This window comes from Rhodophyticola sp. SM2404 (genome assembly GCF_053570515.1).
In genome coordinates, this window is sequence record NZ_JBSEDL010000009.1 from 13340 (window position 1) to 29650 (window position 16311).

Genomic DNA, 16311 nt, shown 5'->3' on the forward strand with positions numbered 1-16311 from the left:
GTCGTCATTGGTGGTCTGGGGCAGCGCGGCGCTGCGGGGGTGTCCCGTTGCGCCGCGCTGGTTTTCAAAGATCGGATTAGACCTTCAAAGTGCCTTCAATCTGCTTGGCTGCCAAACGCGCCATGCCGAGATTGGCTGTCTTACGATCAACTGCGAGGTACAGGAATACCGCGCTGTTGGCTTCCAATGGGCGGATCAGGTGATACTGGGTGCCAAGGGTGATCAGCATGTCTTCGATTTTATCATCGAGACCAAGTGCCTTCATTGCTGCGTTCTTTGCGCGGACAACTTCGGTGTTTGCAGCGCCGGCAGCTTCGGGGTCGAATTTTGCACCGGATTTTTCGCTGGCCAGCATAAGGCCCGAGTCGGAGTCGACCAAGCACGCGCCGATGAAGCCTGCTACGTTCTTGAGTTCAGAGATATCTGTGGACATGTTCTTGTTCCTATTTTCTGCGCTATCAGTGGTTTGATTTTGATTAGCTATGGGGTTGTTTCTGTGATGCTGTTTTGCTCAGACGATTTGTCTAAAATCGGACGCAAAAGCGAAAACTTCGCGATTATTTCGGAATAGTTTGAGGCGGAAATCGGATGGCTTTGCCATGTTTCGCGGCTGCGATGGCGCAAACCGCCTGTTTTTATTGGCTTGCAGGTCCTGCGACCTAAATGAGCGGATCATTGGCCAAGCTCTATTTCTCAGCGCGGCAGTTGGGATCCTGCGCTATGAAGATAATTTACGGGGACTCAGCAAAGAGCGCTTCTTAACGCGCCTGCAAGGCGCTGTTGTTCAACTTTGCGCGTCTCAAGCCGCAGTTAGCTGCAAGATTGGGCCAGATGCGGCTTTTGCATCGGCATGGTCATGGGTGACCAGCAAAGCAGGGATGTCGCGGTGGCGGATATGCTCGAAGGTGAAGGCGCGCAGGTCGTCGCGCAGAGCGGTATCAAGCTTTGAAAACGGCTCGTCCAGCAAGATGGCGCGTGGCTCCGAGAGCAGCATGCGCATCAAGGCGGCGCGCGCGAGTTGGCCGCCTGACAGCGTGGCGGGGTCGCGGTCATGCATGCCGGAAAGGCCCGCGCGCTCTAGGGCTGTCTCGACCTTTTCGCGCCGTGCTGCGCGCCCGCGCAAATTCGCCGTCAAACCAAAGGCAAGGTTATCGCCAACCGAGAGATGCGGGAACAAGCCTGCATCTTGGAACATCACCCCGATCCGCCGTGCTTCAGGCGGCAGGGGGGCAAGGTCGCGCCCGTACAGCCAAATCCCGCCTGCTTGGGTAAACCCGTTTGAGAGATGCCCGCCAATCGCATCCAGCAAGCTGGATTTGCCAATGCCTGATGGCCCCATGACACTCACTACCTCACCGCGTTGAACGGTCAGGCTCAGCGGTTCGAACAGGGGCTCTGCGCCCTTGGGGGTGAGGGTCAGCGCGCGAAGCTCCAAACTCATGGCCTGTCTCCTGATTGCAGCGCCCGCCTGTTGCGATACAGGATCGCGGGCAGCAGAAAGGCCGCAGCATAAGCGGCGAAGGGCAGCCCTGCTTGCAAGCTGGCATAGACCCCCGTCACCCGTCTATCCGAGGCGGAGGAGAGGGTCACGGCCTCTGTGGTTAATGTTGCGATCCGTCCCGCGCCCATGAAAAGCGTGGGCAGATATTGCGCCACCGAGACAGCCACGCCGATGGCGGCCGCCGTGAGGATCGGGGTGAGCAATACGGGCAGTTTCACAAAGACCAACCGCCGCCATGGCCCCGCACCCAAAGCTGCCGCCGAGCGCAGCAATTTTGGGTCCAGCGCGCGCCAAGGGTCGGAGAGCGCAATCATCACATAGGGAAAGACGAAAAGGGTCTGCGCCCAGATCACCGCTGCATAGCCGCCCGTCAGGCCCATTTGCAGGAACAAGATGTTGAGCCCGAACAAAAAGCCGATCTGTGGCACCAGTAGGGGAAGATAGATCAAGACCTCACGCGCAAGCGCCCGCCCGCGCCCCCGCCTGTCCTCGGCCTCCAGCCACGCCACCGCCAAAAGCAGCGATAGGCTTGTTGTTCCAAAGGCCAAGATCAGGGTGTTCCAAAGCGCATCTGCCCATCCCGAGGCAGGGCTTGCCCATGCCGTCAGCGACCAGCTTTGCGGCAAAAGCATCGGCCAGCTCCAGCGCCATGCCAGCGACCAGATCAGCAGCGCCAACATCGCCAAACCGCCCAAGACGAATAAAAGGCCCGAGAAGAGACCTGCCATCCAGAATAGCGGCTGCAGTGATAGCCCGCGCGCGCCACGGCGCAGCCACCAGCGCCCGATGAGGCGTGCAGCACGCTCGCATCCCCAAAGCAGGGCAAAGGCCCCCGCGACGAGGGCCGCCTGCACCAAAGCACCGGCCGATGCGGGCAGGAGCATGGTGATATCGGGCGAGGAAAACAGCCGCAGCAACAAGACCGCGAGGGTCGGCGGATGCGATGGCCCCAGAATAAGCGCCATATCCACAACCGAAAGCGAATAGGCCAGCACCACCATCACAGGCAGGCGGATCAGCGGCCAGATTTGCGGGGTGATCACCTTGAGCCAGACCATGCCGCGCCCATAGCCAAGCGATTGGCCAAGGGCCAGATGCTGGCGTACCGGCAATTGGCTGGGTGCTGCATAGATCACCAGAAGCAAGAAGGGCAGTTCCTTGACCATCAAGCCAAGGATCAGCGCGATCCCTGCGGGATCATTCACTGTGGCGATCATGGGCGGGCGGTCCCAGCCCGTCACAATGGAGAGCGCCCGCGCGATCCAGCCTGAGGGGGCCAGCAGAAAGGCCAAACCAATCGCCATGGCAGCATGGGGGGCAGCCAGAAAGGGCGTGAGCAAACGCCCTCGGGCGCGGGCCGAAAGGCGCCCATACATCGCAGCCGTCAACCCGATCGCCAGAATGAAGGAAAGAAGCGTTGCAACCAATCCTGTGAACAGGCTCAGCCGCAGCGCAGTACCAAAGCCGGGCGTGGCCGCCAATTGCGCGAAAGGCGCGAGCGAGAAGCTCTCAGACCCGATAGAGGGCAGGATCGACACACCCGCGCGGGCCGTTTGCCACAGCCCCGCCGCAATGGGGAGCAATAGCCCCCCGATCACCGTGATCAGCACAATCGCGCTGAGGGGGGCTGCCTTTGCGCGGCCTGCGCTCACGGGGTGTAGCGCCTTGCCCATTCTTCGGTCAGGCGGGTCATCCAGCTGGCATGCGGCTCAGGCAGGGTGGGGCCAAGATCGTCCAGCCGTGGCAGGGCAGGCGCGCTTGGCAAAGCCTCAAAAGCGGCTTGGGCCTGCGCATCAAGGCGGGCAGGGTCCAGCACCGAGAAGGAGCCGAGCACCTCGATATTTTGCATGCGGGCCTGCACTTCGGGCTCGAGCAGGAAGTTTGCCACAACCTGCGCACCCGCCGCATTTGCCGCGTTATAGGGAATGGCAACAAAGCTGATATTCCCGATCGTGCCGCCTTCGGGAACAAAAACGCGGGCGCTCTCTGGCAAAAGCCCTTGCGCAATCGAGGCCGCGGTTGAGGCAGGATCAAAGGACATGGCGATATCGATCTCGCCATCATTGAGCATTTGCTGCTGCACGCTTTCATTTTCGGGGAAGGCCGTGCCCTCGCGCCACATATTGGGGCGAAGCGCGTCATACCATGCCCAAAGCGGCGCGGTTTGCGCCTCAAACGCGGCATCGGTCACGGGGCTCAAAAGGGCTGTGGGATCGGGTGCCAGTTCCACCAAGGCCTGTTTCAGGAAGGTGGCCCCCATGAAATTTGTGACCTGCGGATGGGTGAAACGGCCGGGATTGGCCTCGGCCCATGTGACGAAATCGGCCATGCTGCGCGGCGGGGTGTCGATGCGCGCACTGTCATAGGAGAAGACGAATTTGGCCAGACGCCACGGGCTTTCCATTCCCTCGACAGGCACGGTGAAATCCAGCGTTGCAGGCGCGCCTTGTGAAAAATCCACGAATTGAGCATTCGGCAAGGTCTCGGCAAAGGGACCAAAAAGGAGGTCTTGCTCCTTCATCGCAAGGAAATTCGGCCCGTTGATCCAGATCATATCGACCGATCCGCCCTCATCGCGCCCTGCAGCGCGCTCGGAGATCACCCGCGTCACGGCCTCGGCCGTGTCGCTGAGGCGGACATGCTCGATGGCAACGCCATAACGCTCCTCGGTCTGGCTGCCGACCCATGTGATAAAGGCATTGGTCCGCTCATCCCCGCCCCATGCATTCCAATAGACGGTTTGCCCACGCGCGCTGTCGAGCACGTCTTGCCAATCGGCCAATGCGGGGGTGCAAATCAGGCTGCCAAGCAGCGTTGCTATCAGTCTCAGGCGCATTTGAAGTCCTTGATAATCAAAGGGATCACTTATCGGGTTTGGGTCAATAGATCGCTTTATAGGCTGTGATAATTTTTGTGACGAGACGAAACATGGCCTGTCGGTATACATTTGCGTGATCCGTCGCGGCAGCACCCCGTGCATGGGCGTTGAAAAACGGTGCTGCATTGCGAGGCGATCTGTGCTTTGTCACAGGCCAACCCTGCCAAAAGCGGCCCAAATATCAGCGAAAAAGCGAAGACAAATGCCCCAAAACCCTGATCAAAACGCCAAGCTTTCGGAATTCGGGCAAACCCCTGATGGCGCGCCCGTGCAGCGCGTGACGCTGTCCAATGGTCAATTGCAGCTCAAACTGATCACATGGGGTGCCTCCATTCAGGACCTGCGGCTTGACGGGGTGGATCATCCCTTGGTGCTGGGAAGCGATAGTTTCGCGCCTTATCTGGGATCAATGCGTTATTTCGGGGCGATTGTGGGGCGGGTTGCCAACCGCATTGGCGGGGCTTCAACCACGCTTGAGGGGCGCAAGCTGTCACTTGATGCCAATGAAAAGGGTATCACGACCTTGCATGGCGGTACGGAAGGGGCAGGGTGCCAGAACTGGGTGCTGGCGGGGTATGATGATACATCTGCGCGGTTCACGCTATTGATGCCTGATGGGCATATGGGCTTTCCGGGCAATCTGCAGGTCATGGCGGAATACCGTTTGAACGGCATGGCGATTGAGGTGGAGATCACGGCCAGCAGTGACGCCACCACTTTGTGCAATTTCGCGCAACATACCTATTGGATGCTGGATGGCCAGCCCGATATGTCGGCGCATAAATTGCAGATTAACGCCGATAGCTATCTACCTGTTGATGAATCACAAATCCCGCTTGGCGCGCCTGTTGCGGTTGAGGGCACAGGCTTTGATTTCCGTGAGGCGCATCCCGTGATGGGACGCGCGCAGATCGATCATAATTTCTGCCTGAATACGGGCGATGCCCCGATGCATGAGGCGTGCAGGCTTTCGGTCGACGGGCTGGAACTGGTGGTGGAAACCAATGAGCCGGGCCTACAAATTTACGACGCCGCAGGGCATGACACAGGGCCTGATATCGGGCTGGCAGGCGCGCCTTACGGGGCCTTTTCGGGCCTTGCGATCGAGCCGCAACGCTGGCCTGATGCGCCCAATCAGCCTGATTACCCGTCGGTGGTTTTGCGCGCGGGCGAGACTTATCGCCAAATCTCGCGCTTCGGGTTCAACCGTATCTAAGGGTCGAGAGTAGCAAAATGAGCGGTCAAAACCCCCATAGCCTGCGCGAGCGGCGCGAGAATAACCTTGAACTGGCAATCGGCCGCGAGGTTCATATCCAGCGCAAACGCCAGCGCCTGACCGTTCACGAATTATCCGAGAAAACGGGTATTTCCGCAGGTATGCTCTCAAAAATCGAGAATGGCGCGACCTCGCCGTCGCTGACCACATTACAAAGCCTTGCCAATGCTTTGGGGGTGCCGTTGGTGTCATTGCTCAGCGCCTATGACGAGCCGCGCGGAGTAACCCATGTGAAGGCGGGTGAAGGTGTGGAGGTTCAGCGTTCAGGCACACGGGCGGGGCATAATTACAGGCTTTTGGGGCATATCGGCTCCAACAATAGCGGTGTGGTGGTGGAGCCTTACCTGATCACCTTGACCGAGGATTCAGATGTTTTCCCCGCCTTCCAGCATGAGGGGATCGAGACGATCTATATGCTGGAAGGGGTGGTGGACTATCGCCATGGCGACCAATTATTCACGCTGGAGGCGGGCGATTGCCTCTATTTTGATGCAGATGCGATCCATGGGCCAGAGGGGCTGACCAAGCTGCCGATCCGCTATCTCGCAGTGATCAGCTATCCGCAAACCTCCTGATTTCCGCCCGCGATTGCCGCTTTTTTGTGCATCTGCCTTGTGGTTGCGCGGTGGAATATGATTATTCCTGTAAAGAACTAATCTTTCCCTGTAGGAATTTCTTCAAGGGCCGGGTCACATGTGACTTTGGCGATTTACCATGGAGAAGAGAATGTGCGGAATTGTCGGTTTATTCCTGAAAACGGATAGGCTTCGCCCGCAGCTTGGCGATCTGATGACGGATATGCTGATCACGATGACAGATCGCGGCCCCGATAGTGCGGGGCTGGCGATTTATAGTGATAGTGCGGCCTATAAACTAACGGTTCAAAGCGATGCGCCCGATCTAGTTTTCCCGCAACTGGCCGATTGGCTTGGCAAAAATGCCAAAGGGGCCAGCCTGCGCGCGCTCAGCACCCATGCCGTAATCTCCACCCCTATGGAACTTGCCGAAAGCTTGCCGCAAGAGATGCAGGCCGCCTTTCCTGTCCTGCGGATCATGAGCGGCGGGGCCTCGATGGAGGTCTATAAAGAGGTGGGACTGCCACGCGATGTAGCCAGCCGTTTCGGGCTGCGCGAGATGGCGGGCACCCATGGCATCGGCCATACCCGCATGGCGACTGAGAGCGCGGTGACTACCGATGGCGCGCATCCGTTTTCAACGGGGGATGATCAATGCCTTGTCCATAATGGCTCGCTCTCGAACCATAATGCGTTGCGCCGCAAACTGGCGCGCGAAGACGTGACCGTATCCAGCCAGAATGACAGCGAAGTGGCTGCCGCCTATCTGACATGGAAAATGCGCGAAGGGGCCAATCTGGGCGAGGCGCTGGAGATGGGGCTGAAGGACCTTGACGGGTTCTACACCTTTGTTGTGGGCACCAAGACGGGGTTCGGCGTTTTGCGTGACCCGATTGCCTGCAAACCCGCCGTTCTGGCCGAGACCGAGGATTACGTGGCCTTTGGCAGCGAATACCGCGCCCTTGTCGGCCTGCCCGAGATCGATACCGCCCGCGTCTGGGAGCCTGAACCCGCCACCGTCTATTTCTGGGAGCGTTGATCCATGCAAAGCTTTGATCTCGAAACCACCGAATTGCGCGCGCTTAATGCCGCTTTGCAAAGCCAGCGCGAGCAGACCAATGAAACCGTTTGGGAAGTCCTCAACCCCAAGGGCGCGCATGCGATTGCCGTGGGGCTGGATGCCCCGATTGAGGTCACCGTCAAAGGCCCCACGGGGTATTATTGCGCGGGCATGAACAAGCAGGCGCAGATCCATGTCAAAGGCTCGGTCGGGCCGGGTGTAGCGGAAAACATGATGTCAGGCACCGTGATCGTCGAGGGGGATGCCAGCCAATATGCAGGCGCCACCGCGCATGGCGGTTTGCTGGTGATCAAGGGCAATGCCTCCTCGCGCTGCGGGATTTCGATGAAGGGCATTGATATCGTCGTGCATGGCAATATCGGCCATATGTCGGCCTTCATGGCGCAAAAGGGCAATTTGGTTGTCTTGGGCGATGCGGGCGATGCCTTGGGCGACTCGATCTATGAAGCGCGGCTTTTTGTGCGCGGCTCGGTCAAATCACTGGGCGCGGATTGTATCGAAAAAGAGATGCGCCCCGAACATATCGCCTTGCTTGAGGATTTGCTGGAGCGCGCAGGCGCGGATGCCAAACCCGAAGAGTTCAAGCGCTACGGCTCGGCCCGCCAGCTTTACCATTTCAACATCGACAATGCGTCGGCTTATTGAGGGCTTTGACATGAGCGATAAACCCAATTCCCAATCCGTGCCCCAAACCCTGCCGCGTCAATCCTCGACCTTCAGCAATGACATCAATTCCGAGATCCGTCGTGCGGCGGCCACGGGCATTTATGACATCAGGGGTGGCGGCGCGAAGCGCAAGGTGCCCCATTTCGATGATCTGCTATTCTTGGGCGCGTCCATGTCGCGCTATCCGTTGGAGGGGTATCGCGAGAAATGCGAGACCAAGGTCACGCTTGGAACCCGTTTTGCCAAAAAGCCGATTGAGCTGGATATTCCGATCACCATTGCGGGGATGAGCTTTGGCTCACTCTCGGGACCTGCCAAGGAAGCTCTGGGGCGCGGGGCCTCTGAGGCCGGCACCTCGACCACCACAGGCGATGGCGGCATGACCGAGGAAGAACGCAGCCATTCCTCCAAGCTGGTCTATCAATATCTGCCCTCGCGTTACGGGATGAACCCCGATGACCTGCGCCGCGCCGATGCGATCGAGATCGTTGTGGGCCAAGGCGCAAAACCGGGCGGTGGCGGGATGCTTTTGGGCCAGAAGATCACTGAAAGGGTTGCGGGCATGCGCGATTTGCCTGTGGGCATTGATCAACGCTCGGCCTGTCGCCACCCTGACTGGACGGGGCCTGATGATCTTGAGATCAAAATTCTGGAACTGCGCGAGATCACGGGTTGGGAAAAGCCGATCTATATCAAGATCGGTGGCGCGCGTCCCTATTATGACACGGCCTTGGCGGTCAAAGCGGGCGCGGATGTTGTGGTTTTGGATGGCATGCAGGGCGGAACGGCAGCCACGCAGGATGTCTTTATTGAGCATGTGGGCCAGCCGACCTTGGCCTGTATCCGCCCCGCCGTGCAGGCTTTGCAGGATCTTGGCATGCACCGCGAGGTGCAATTGGTCGTCTCGGGCGGGGTCCGCTCGGGCGCGGATGTGGCCAAGGCCTTGGCGCTTGGGGCGGATGCGGTCTCGATCGGGACAGCGGCCTTGATCGCCCTTGGCGATAATGACCCGAAATGGGAGGCCGACTATAATGCGCTCGGCACCACCGCAGGGGCCTATGATGATTGGCATGAGGGGCGCGACCCCGCCGGCATCACCACGCAAGACCCTGACTTGATGAAGCGCCTAGATCCCATCGCGGCGGGGCGTCGTTTGCGAAATTACCTCTCGGTGCTAACCTTGGAGGCGCAAACCATCGCGCGCGCGTGCGGGCATAACCATGTGCTCAATCTCGAACCCGAAGATCTCTGCGCGCTGACCATTGAAGCCGCCGCCATGGCGGGCGTGCCGCTGGCAGGCACCAATTGGATACCGGGGCAGGGCGGGATCTAGCGCCAAGCCCCTGATAAAGTTTGAAGAAAATACTTGGATGAAAGGGAATATGATGACAACAGACCTAGCAGCCTTCGCCGCCGAGAAGGGCGTCAAATATTTCATGATCTCTTTCACCGATCTTTTTGGCGGGCAAAGGGCCAAGCTGGTGCCTGCACAAGCGATTGCGGATATGCAGGAAGAAGGCGCGGGCTTTGCGGGCTTTGCCACATGGCTCGATATGACGCCTGCCCATCCCGATATGCTGGCCGTGCCTGACCCCGCCACCGTGATCCAACTGCCTTGGAAGCCCGAGGTTGCATGGGTTGCCGCCAATTGTGTGATGGAGGGCGAGGATGTTGAGCAAGCCCCGCGCAATGTCTTGCGCACACTGGTGGCCGAGGCCGCCAAGGAAGGGTTGCGCGTCAAAACAGGGATCGAGGCCGAGTTCTTCTTGCTGACACCTGAGGGGGATCAAATCTCGGACCCGTTCGATACGGCGGAAAAGCCCTGCTATGACCAACAGGCTGTGATGCGCCGTTATGACGTGATTGCAGAGGTTTGCGACTATATGCTCGAGCTGGGTTGGGGGCCTTATCAAAACGATCATGAGGACGCCAATGGCCAATTCGAGATGAATTGGGATTTTGCCGATGCGCTTGTGACCGCTGATCGGCATTCCTTCTTCAAATTCATGGTCAAATCCGTGGCCGAGAAACACGGGCTGCGCGCCACCTTCATGCCCAAACCCATCGAAGGGCTGACGGGCAATGGCTGCCATGCGCATGTCTCGGTCTGGGATATGGCGGGCGAGAGCAACGCCTTTGCCGATGACAGCAAGGAACTTGGCCTCTCGGATCAGGGCAAAAGCTTTCTGGGCGGGATCATGAAACACGCCTCGGCGCTGGCCGCGATCACCAATCCGACGGTGAACAGCTATAAACGCATTAATGCACCGCGCACCGTGTCAGGCGCGACTTGGGCCCCCAATACAGTGACGTGGACGGGCAACAATCGCACCCATATGGTTCGCGTACCGGGCCCTGGACGGTTTGAGCTGCGTCTGCCTGATGGTGCGACCAACCCCTATCTGCTGCAAGCGGTGATTATCGCCGCGGGTCTGTCTGGTATCCGCTCCAAGGCCGATCCTGGTCCGCGCCATGACATCGATATGTATGCCGAGGGCCATCTGGTCAAAGACGCCCCCCGTCTGCCGCTCAATCTGCTGGATGCGATCCGCGAGTTTGATGCCGATGAAGGCCTGAAGGCGATGTTGGGCGAGAGCTTCTGTGTTTCCTATATGAAAATGAAAATGCAGGAATGGCACTCATATGCCTCGCATTTCTCCAAATGGGAGCGTGACAACACGCTGGATATCTAGGACAAAACACAGTCCTTTGAGTAGTCGAGACCAAATTCCATGACCAATTTCGCCCTGACCGTGACCTGTGCCTCCAAGCGCGGGATCGTTGCCTCCATTGCCAATTATCTGGCCGATCACGGCTGCAATATCGCCGATAGCTCGCAATTTGATGATCAGGAGACGGGCAATTTCTTCATGCGCGTCAGCTTTGCCAGTGAAAAGGGTCTGGGGCTTGATGCGTTGCAAGAAGGCTTTGCCAAAACGGCCGATGAATTCGGGATGGAATATGCCTTCCATGACGAGGCCGAGAAGATGAAGGTCGTGATCATGGTCTCGCGCTTTGGCCATTGCCTTAATGATCTGCTTTATCGCTGGCGCATCGGGGCTTTGCCGATTGATATCGTTGCCGTGATCTCGAACCATCTGGATTACCAAAAGGTCGTGGTGAACCATGATATCCCCTTCCATTGCATCAAGGTGACGAAGGAAAACAAGCCTGTCGCCGAGGCGCAGATCATGCAGGTGGTCGAGGATACGGGGGCGGAGTTGATCGTTCTGGCGCGCTATATGCAGATCCTGTCCGATGAGATGTGCCAGAAAATGTCAGGCCGTATCATCAATATCCACCATTCCTTTCTGCCCAGTTTCAAAGGCGCAAACCCTTATAAGCAAGCCTATGAGCGCGGGGTGAAACTGATCGGGGCGACCTCGCATTATGTGACGGCTGATCTGGATGAAGGCCCGATCATCGAGCAAGACACCGTGCGCGTGACGCATGCGCAATCCTCCTCGGATTATGTCAGCCTTGGCCGCGATGTCGAAGCACAGGTGCTGGCCCGCGCGATCCATGCCCATATCCATCGCCGCGTCTTTATCAATGGCAATAAAACGGTGGTTTTCCCTGCCTCGCCAGGCTCTTACGCCTCGGAGCGGATGGGGTAGGCCGCGCCCTCGCGGCAGGCTTCACATTTTCGGTTGGGATAGGAAACGTTATGCAGTATAACGGTTCTCAACGTGAACAAAATGTCGAGGCATGTCCTTATGGTTGATTTCGCATCCGTCAAAGCCATTGATTTTCATACACATGCGGAAGAGCCCTGCAATCAGTGCCGCGATGACGGTTATAATGAATTTCAGGAAGGCATGGCGGCCTATTTCAAGAACCCCGCAGGGGCCGAGGGCATGCTGCCCACGGTGGAACAGACCGCCGCCTATTACCGTGAGCGCAATATCGCAGCCGTGATCTTCCCCGTTGATGCCGAGCGTGAGACAGGGTTCAAACGCTATTCCAACGAAGAGGTCGCGGGAATTTGCGCCGATAACGATGATATCCTGATCCCCTTTGCCTCGATCGACCCCCATAAGGGCAAGGCGGGTGCGCGTGAGGTGCGCCGTTTGGTGCGTGAGTTCGGCGTGCGTGGCTTCAAATTTCACCCGACCATGCAGGGCTTTTTCCCCAATGATCGCGAGGCGGCCTATACCGTCTATGAAGCCATCGCCGAGGAAGGCGCGATTGCGCTGTTCCATACGGGGCAGACAGGCGTGGGCTCGGGCATGCGCGGGGGTATGGGGATGCGGTTGAAATATTCCAACCCGATGCATCTTGATGATGTTGCGGTGGATTTCCCCGATATGCCGATTGTTCTGGCGCATCCCTCCTTCCCATGGACGGAAGAGGGGCTGGCGGTGGCGCAGCATAAGCCCAATGTCTATTTCGACATGTCGGGCTGGTCGCCGAAATACTTCCCCGAGATTTTCATCAAATATGCCAATTCGATCCTGAAGAAAAAGATGCTTTTTGGGTCGGATTGGCCTGCGATCACGCCTGATCGCTGGCTGGCCGATTTCGCCGATGCGCCGTTCAAGGATGAGGTGCGACCGCTGATCTTGAAGGAAAACGCGCTGCGGATCTTGGGCGAGGCGGGCTGAGAGACCTTTTGTAAGCGCGCTGACGCGGCCCTGATTAGGGGCGCGTCAGCCTTGTTCTAAACGAGCTATTCCGCCGCGTTGCGCTTGGGCAGAACCCAATCGGGGCGGATGAAATGGCAGGTATAGCCATTCGGGATGCGCTCCAAATAATCCTGATGCTCAGGCTCGGCCTCCCAAAAATCGCCAACGGGGTCCAATTCAGTCACCACTTTACCAGGCCACAGGCCTGAGGCATCGACATCGGCGATCGTGTCGAGCGCAACCTCCCGCTGCTCAGGCGTCACATAATAGATCGCCGAGCGATAGGAGGGGCCACGATCATTGCCTTGGCGGTTCGGGGTGCTTGGGTCATGGATCTGGAAGAAAAACTCCAGCAATTGGCGATAGCTGATCACCTCGGGGTCGAAATTGATCTCGATCCCTTCGGCATGGCTGCCATGGTTGCGATAGGTGGCATTTGGCACATCGCCGCCCGTATAGCCGACACGGGTGCTGGCCACTCCGGGCATGCGGCGGATCAATTGCTGCATCCCCCAGAAACATCCCCCCGCCAAAACAGCGCGTTGCAAGCTCATGTTACATCCTCCACTTGTCCAAGATAGGCCCCATAGCCCTCGGCCTCCATATCATCTCGATGAATGAAGCGCAGCGAGGCCGAATTGATGCAATAGCGCAAACCGCCCTTATCGCGCGGGCCATCGGTAAAGACATGGCCCAAATGGCTGTCACCGTGATGCGAGCGTACTTCCACGCGCACCATGCCATGGGTCAGGTCCCGATGCTCGGTCACATGGGCAGGCTCAATCGGTTTGGTGAAACTGGGCCAGCCGCAGCCGGATTCGAATTTATCCGCCGAGGCAAAAAGCGGCTCGCCCGAGACGACATCCACGTAAATGCCAGGCTCCTTATGGGCGTTATATTCGCCCGTGAAGGGACGCTCGGTGCCGCTTTCCTGTGTGACATAGAACTGCTCGGGCGTCAGGGCCGCGACAATATCGGGTGATTTCTCATATCTGGGCATTTTGGCTCCTTCCTCGGTCATGAGGGTAAGATGGAGCTGCACTAGGGTGTTTTCCAGAGCTTTCGGAGGCGCGCGCCCCAAGATGCAAAAAAGCCCTGCAAAACAAGGCTTTTCATCAATCACAAAAAAGGGAGAGCTGTTTCAGCCGCCCCAAGTGCGCACAGGGCCACAATCCATATGGACGAAATTGGAGCCCGAATAGCGCCCGACACCGCCTGCTTCGCAAGCAGCTGCCGCACGTGCGACTTGGCTGACCGAGCGCGAGCTCAGTCGCAGATCAGCCGCTTCGCCCTGCATATGCCGCGAATTGCGCGCAACGCCACGGGAATTGGCGCGCAGCATCGCATTGGTCGCGGGCGAACGATAGCCCGAGAGCAATGTATAGGGCTCATTCGTTTCCAGAAGGTTATGCGCTGCTGCCATCACGTCGATGGTGCGGGTATCGATCTGATGCACTTCGTCACGGCGCCAGTCGCGCATGAAGAAATTGATCTCTTCAAGGGCAGGGCGGATGTAATCGCCATCGATCCAATAGATCATGTCGATGTTTTCGCCTGTGCGGCCGTTATACATCGCGAGTTTGCGGATATCGCCTGCGCCACGCAACAAGCCGAATGCATTGGCAGCCACGGGGGCGGCTGCAACGGTTGACGCTGCAAAAGCGCCAAGTAAAGCGCGGCGGGAAATTACTGGTTTGGTCATTTAGTCTACTGCCCCGTCATCTGACACGTGCTGTGTTTCTCGTTTTTACTCATAAAGGCGCTGCATAGACGCCGGCACAACCTAAACCCCAGATGTGGAGTTAATGACACATTATGAAATAATTCGAAAGTGTTACTTCCACTTTGAGCAATTTGCAGCCCCAATTTAGGCAGGATTTTGCCGATTGAAGATCGATTCGATATCATCGCGTTTCGGGTCCTCGATTTGGTTCACTTAAAAAATTCGTGTATCTGCGGTAAAAAACTCGTAGAGCCACAAGATATAGGGCAAGGATCGGGCCAACTCGGAGGCTGATGATATCTCGCTGATTTGGTTGGAAGAAAATGAATCGTCAGGGGTGATGAGCAGAAAATGAACAGATTACAGGTATATTCCGCTCTTTTTGGTGCTGGTTTGACACTTGGTTTGGGCGGCGGCCTCGCCACACCCGCTCTGGCTGAGGCTGATTTCGCGGCGGCCTTCTCGGCCGAGCGGCAGGCCATCGCCGAGATGTCGGCCCAGAATGACGCGCTGGCAAGCTTTTACCGAGATCGTGATTTCGCGCCCCTCTGGACAGGTGAGGGCGAGGCCTTTACCGCGCGCCGCTTTGCGCTGATGGAGGCGCTTGAGCAGGCGGGCAATCACGGCCTTCCCACTGGCGAATATGATGCCAATGAATTGCGCGCAGCCTTTGGCAATGCCGCCAGCGCCTATCAGCGCGGTCAGGCCGAGGCTTTGGCCACGCGGATGTTCCTTGATTATGCCGAAGACATCAATTCGGGCATTCTTGAGCCAAGCGAATTGGCCGCCGATATCCATAAGGAACTGCCCCGCCGCCCGCATGCGGACGTGCTGGCCGCGTTCCTTGAGGCAGATAATCCGCGCGAATTCATGCGCTCTTTGCCGCCCACCCATCCCGATTATGGCCGCCTCCAGCGCGAGATGTTCAGCCTTGAAGAAGTGATCCTTGGAGACGGCTGGGGGCCAAGCATTTCGGCCTCACGTCTTGAACCGGGCGATACGGGGGATGCTTTAATTGCACTTCGTAACCGTTTGATTTCAATGGGGTATCTTGAGAGATCTGCAGCCGCATCTTATGACGCCAGCATTCAGGAAGCTGTGCAGTCTTTCCAGACGGATCATGGCCTGACACCTGATGGTATCGCGGGCGAGGCCACCATCGCCGAGATCAACATCGCACCCGAGGAACGGCTTGAGCAGGTCATCTTGTCGATGGAACGCCAGCGCTGGATGAATCTGGATCGTGGCGAACGCCATATTCTGGTGAATATCCCCGATTTCCACGCTTGGGTGGTGGATAACGAAGTGCCCACATTCGAGACCCGCGTCGTGGTGGGCCATCGTGACAGCGACCGCCACACGCCTGAGTTCTCGGATGTGATGGAGCATATGGTCATCAACCCAAGCTGGTATGTGCCCCGCTCGATCACGGTTGGGGAATATCTGCCGCAAATGCAGGCCAATCCCGCAGCGGTCGGGCATCTTCAATTGTTGCGTGGGGGCCGTGTTGTCAGCCGCGATGGCATTGATTTCAGCCAATATACCACCCGCAACTTCCCCTTTGATCTGCGCCAGCCCCCCTCGCAGCGCAATGCGCTTGGTCTGGTGAAATTCATGTTCCCGAACCAGTGGAATATCTATCTGCATGATACACCTGCCCGCGATCTTTTCTCGCGTGAGGTGCGGGCCTATTCGCATGGCTGTGTGCGTGTTCATCGCCCCGAGGAGCTGGCCTATCACCTTCTGGCGCCCCAGCAGGACGACCCCGAGGGGTTTTACCAGCGCATCTTGCGCTCGGGTAATGAGACGACCGTTCAGCTTGAAACGGACATTCCCGTGCATCTGGTCTATTGGACAGCCTTCGTTACACCAGACGGGCGGGCCAATTTCCGCCGCGACGTCTATGGCCGAAATGCGCTTTTATGGCGGGCCATGGAAGATGCAGGGGTTTCCGTCCGCGCGGTCTCAAGCTAAACCCTTAGCCGC

General features: G+C 58.0%; 16 protein-coding genes. 9 read left to right on the forward strand and 7 right to left on the reverse strand.

The genetic code is table 11. From position 1 onward, the window contains the following. Positions 1 to 76 precede the first annotated feature (76 nt). From ACTYEO_RS12950 to ACTYEO_RS12965, 4 genes are all read right to left on the reverse strand, one after another. Entirely contained in the window at positions 77 to 433 is a 357-nt protein-coding gene (locus tag ACTYEO_RS12950; protein ID WP_449324168.1) for a roadblock/LC7 domain-containing protein, read from the reverse strand. A gap of 366 nt (positions 434 to 799) precedes the next feature. Continuing rightward, a complete protein-coding gene (locus tag ACTYEO_RS12955; RefSeq protein WP_449324169.1) occupies positions 800 to 1441 on the reverse strand; it encodes an ATP-binding cassette domain-containing protein in 642 nt (213 codons plus the stop codon). After that, entirely contained in the window at positions 1438 to 3174 is a 1737-nt protein-coding gene (locus ACTYEO_RS12960) for an ABC transporter permease (RefSeq protein ID WP_449324170.1), read from the reverse strand. Before ACTYEO_RS12960 ends, ACTYEO_RS12955 begins: the two co-directional genes overlap by 4 nt. Beyond that, positions 3150 to 4337, reverse strand: coding sequence for an ABC transporter substrate-binding protein (locus ACTYEO_RS12965; protein ID WP_449324171.1), 1188 nt, complete (start codon positions 4335 to 4337; stop codon positions 3150 to 3152). Before ACTYEO_RS12965 ends, ACTYEO_RS12960 begins: the two co-directional genes overlap by 25 nt. 244 nt (positions 4338 to 4581) lie before the next feature. On the opposite strand from ACTYEO_RS12965, the gene ACTYEO_RS12970 reads away from it, so the two are divergent. From ACTYEO_RS12970 to ACTYEO_RS13005, 8 genes are all read left to right on the forward strand, one after another. Next, the gene (locus tag ACTYEO_RS12970) at positions 4582 to 5595 is read left to right on the forward strand and encodes an aldose epimerase family protein (protein ID WP_449324172.1); all 1014 of its coding nucleotides are present in this window, start codon (positions 4582 to 4584) and stop codon (positions 5593 to 5595) included. A 17-nt stretch (positions 5596 to 5612) separates the two neighbouring features. Beyond that, the gene (locus tag ACTYEO_RS12975) at positions 5613 to 6230 is read left to right on the forward strand and encodes a helix-turn-helix domain-containing protein (RefSeq protein WP_449324173.1); all 618 of its coding nucleotides are present in this window, start codon (positions 5613 to 5615) and stop codon (positions 6228 to 6230) included. A gap of 151 nt (positions 6231 to 6381) precedes the next feature. After that, positions 6382 to 7269 (forward strand): class II glutamine amidotransferase, encoded by an 888-nt coding sequence (locus ACTYEO_RS12980; protein WP_449324174.1) that lies wholly within the window; start codon positions 6382 to 6384, stop codon positions 7267 to 7269. 3 nt (positions 7270 to 7272) lie between these two features. Beyond that, complete coding sequence (locus tag ACTYEO_RS12985) at positions 7273 to 7956, forward strand: GltB/FmdC/FwdC-like GXGXG domain-containing protein (protein WP_449324175.1); 684 nt, start codon at positions 7273 to 7275, stop codon at positions 7954 to 7956. Positions 7957 to 7966: 10 nt separating this feature from the next. Further along, entirely contained in the window at positions 7967 to 9310 is a 1344-nt protein-coding gene (locus ACTYEO_RS12990; protein WP_449324176.1) for an FMN-binding glutamate synthase family protein, read from the forward strand. A gap of 52 nt (positions 9311 to 9362) precedes the next feature. Next, positions 9363 to 10670, forward strand: a complete 1308-nt coding sequence (glnT, locus tag ACTYEO_RS12995) for a type III glutamate--ammonia ligase (RefSeq protein ID WP_449324247.1) — start codon at positions 9363 to 9365, stop codon at positions 10668 to 10670. A gap of 39 nt (positions 10671 to 10709) precedes the next feature. Further along, positions 10710 to 11594 (forward strand): formyltetrahydrofolate deformylase, encoded by an 885-nt coding sequence (purU, locus tag ACTYEO_RS13000; protein ID WP_449324177.1) that lies wholly within the window; start codon positions 10710 to 10712, stop codon positions 11592 to 11594. A gap of 99 nt (positions 11595 to 11693) precedes the next feature. After that, a complete protein-coding gene (locus ACTYEO_RS13005; RefSeq protein ID WP_449324178.1) occupies positions 11694 to 12581 on the forward strand; it encodes an amidohydrolase family protein in 888 nt (295 codons plus the stop codon). 65 nt (positions 12582 to 12646) lie between these two features. On the opposite strand, the gene msrA is transcribed toward ACTYEO_RS13005, so the two are convergent. From msrA to ACTYEO_RS13020, 3 genes are all read right to left on the reverse strand, one after another. Continuing rightward, positions 12647 to 13156, reverse strand: a complete 510-nt coding sequence (gene msrA, locus ACTYEO_RS13010; RefSeq protein WP_449324179.1) for a peptide-methionine (S)-S-oxide reductase MsrA — start codon at positions 13154 to 13156, stop codon at positions 12647 to 12649. After that, the gene (msrB, locus tag ACTYEO_RS13015) at positions 13153 to 13602 is read right to left on the reverse strand and encodes a peptide-methionine (R)-S-oxide reductase MsrB (RefSeq protein WP_449324180.1); all 450 of its coding nucleotides are present in this window, start codon (positions 13600 to 13602) and stop codon (positions 13153 to 13155) included. Before msrB ends, msrA begins: the two co-directional genes overlap by 4 nt. Positions 13603 to 13743: 141 nt before the next feature. Continuing rightward, a complete protein-coding gene (locus ACTYEO_RS13020; RefSeq protein WP_449324181.1) occupies positions 13744 to 14304 on the reverse strand; it encodes a YcbK family protein in 561 nt (186 codons plus the stop codon). Positions 14305 to 14676: 372 nt separating this feature from the next. On the opposite strand from ACTYEO_RS13020, the gene ACTYEO_RS13025 reads away from it, so the two are divergent. After that, on the forward strand, positions 14677 to 16299 hold the full coding sequence (locus ACTYEO_RS13025; protein WP_449324182.1) for a L,D-transpeptidase family protein: 1623 nt from the start codon (positions 14677 to 14679) through the stop codon (positions 16297 to 16299). Positions 16300 to 16311 lie beyond the last annotated feature (12 nt).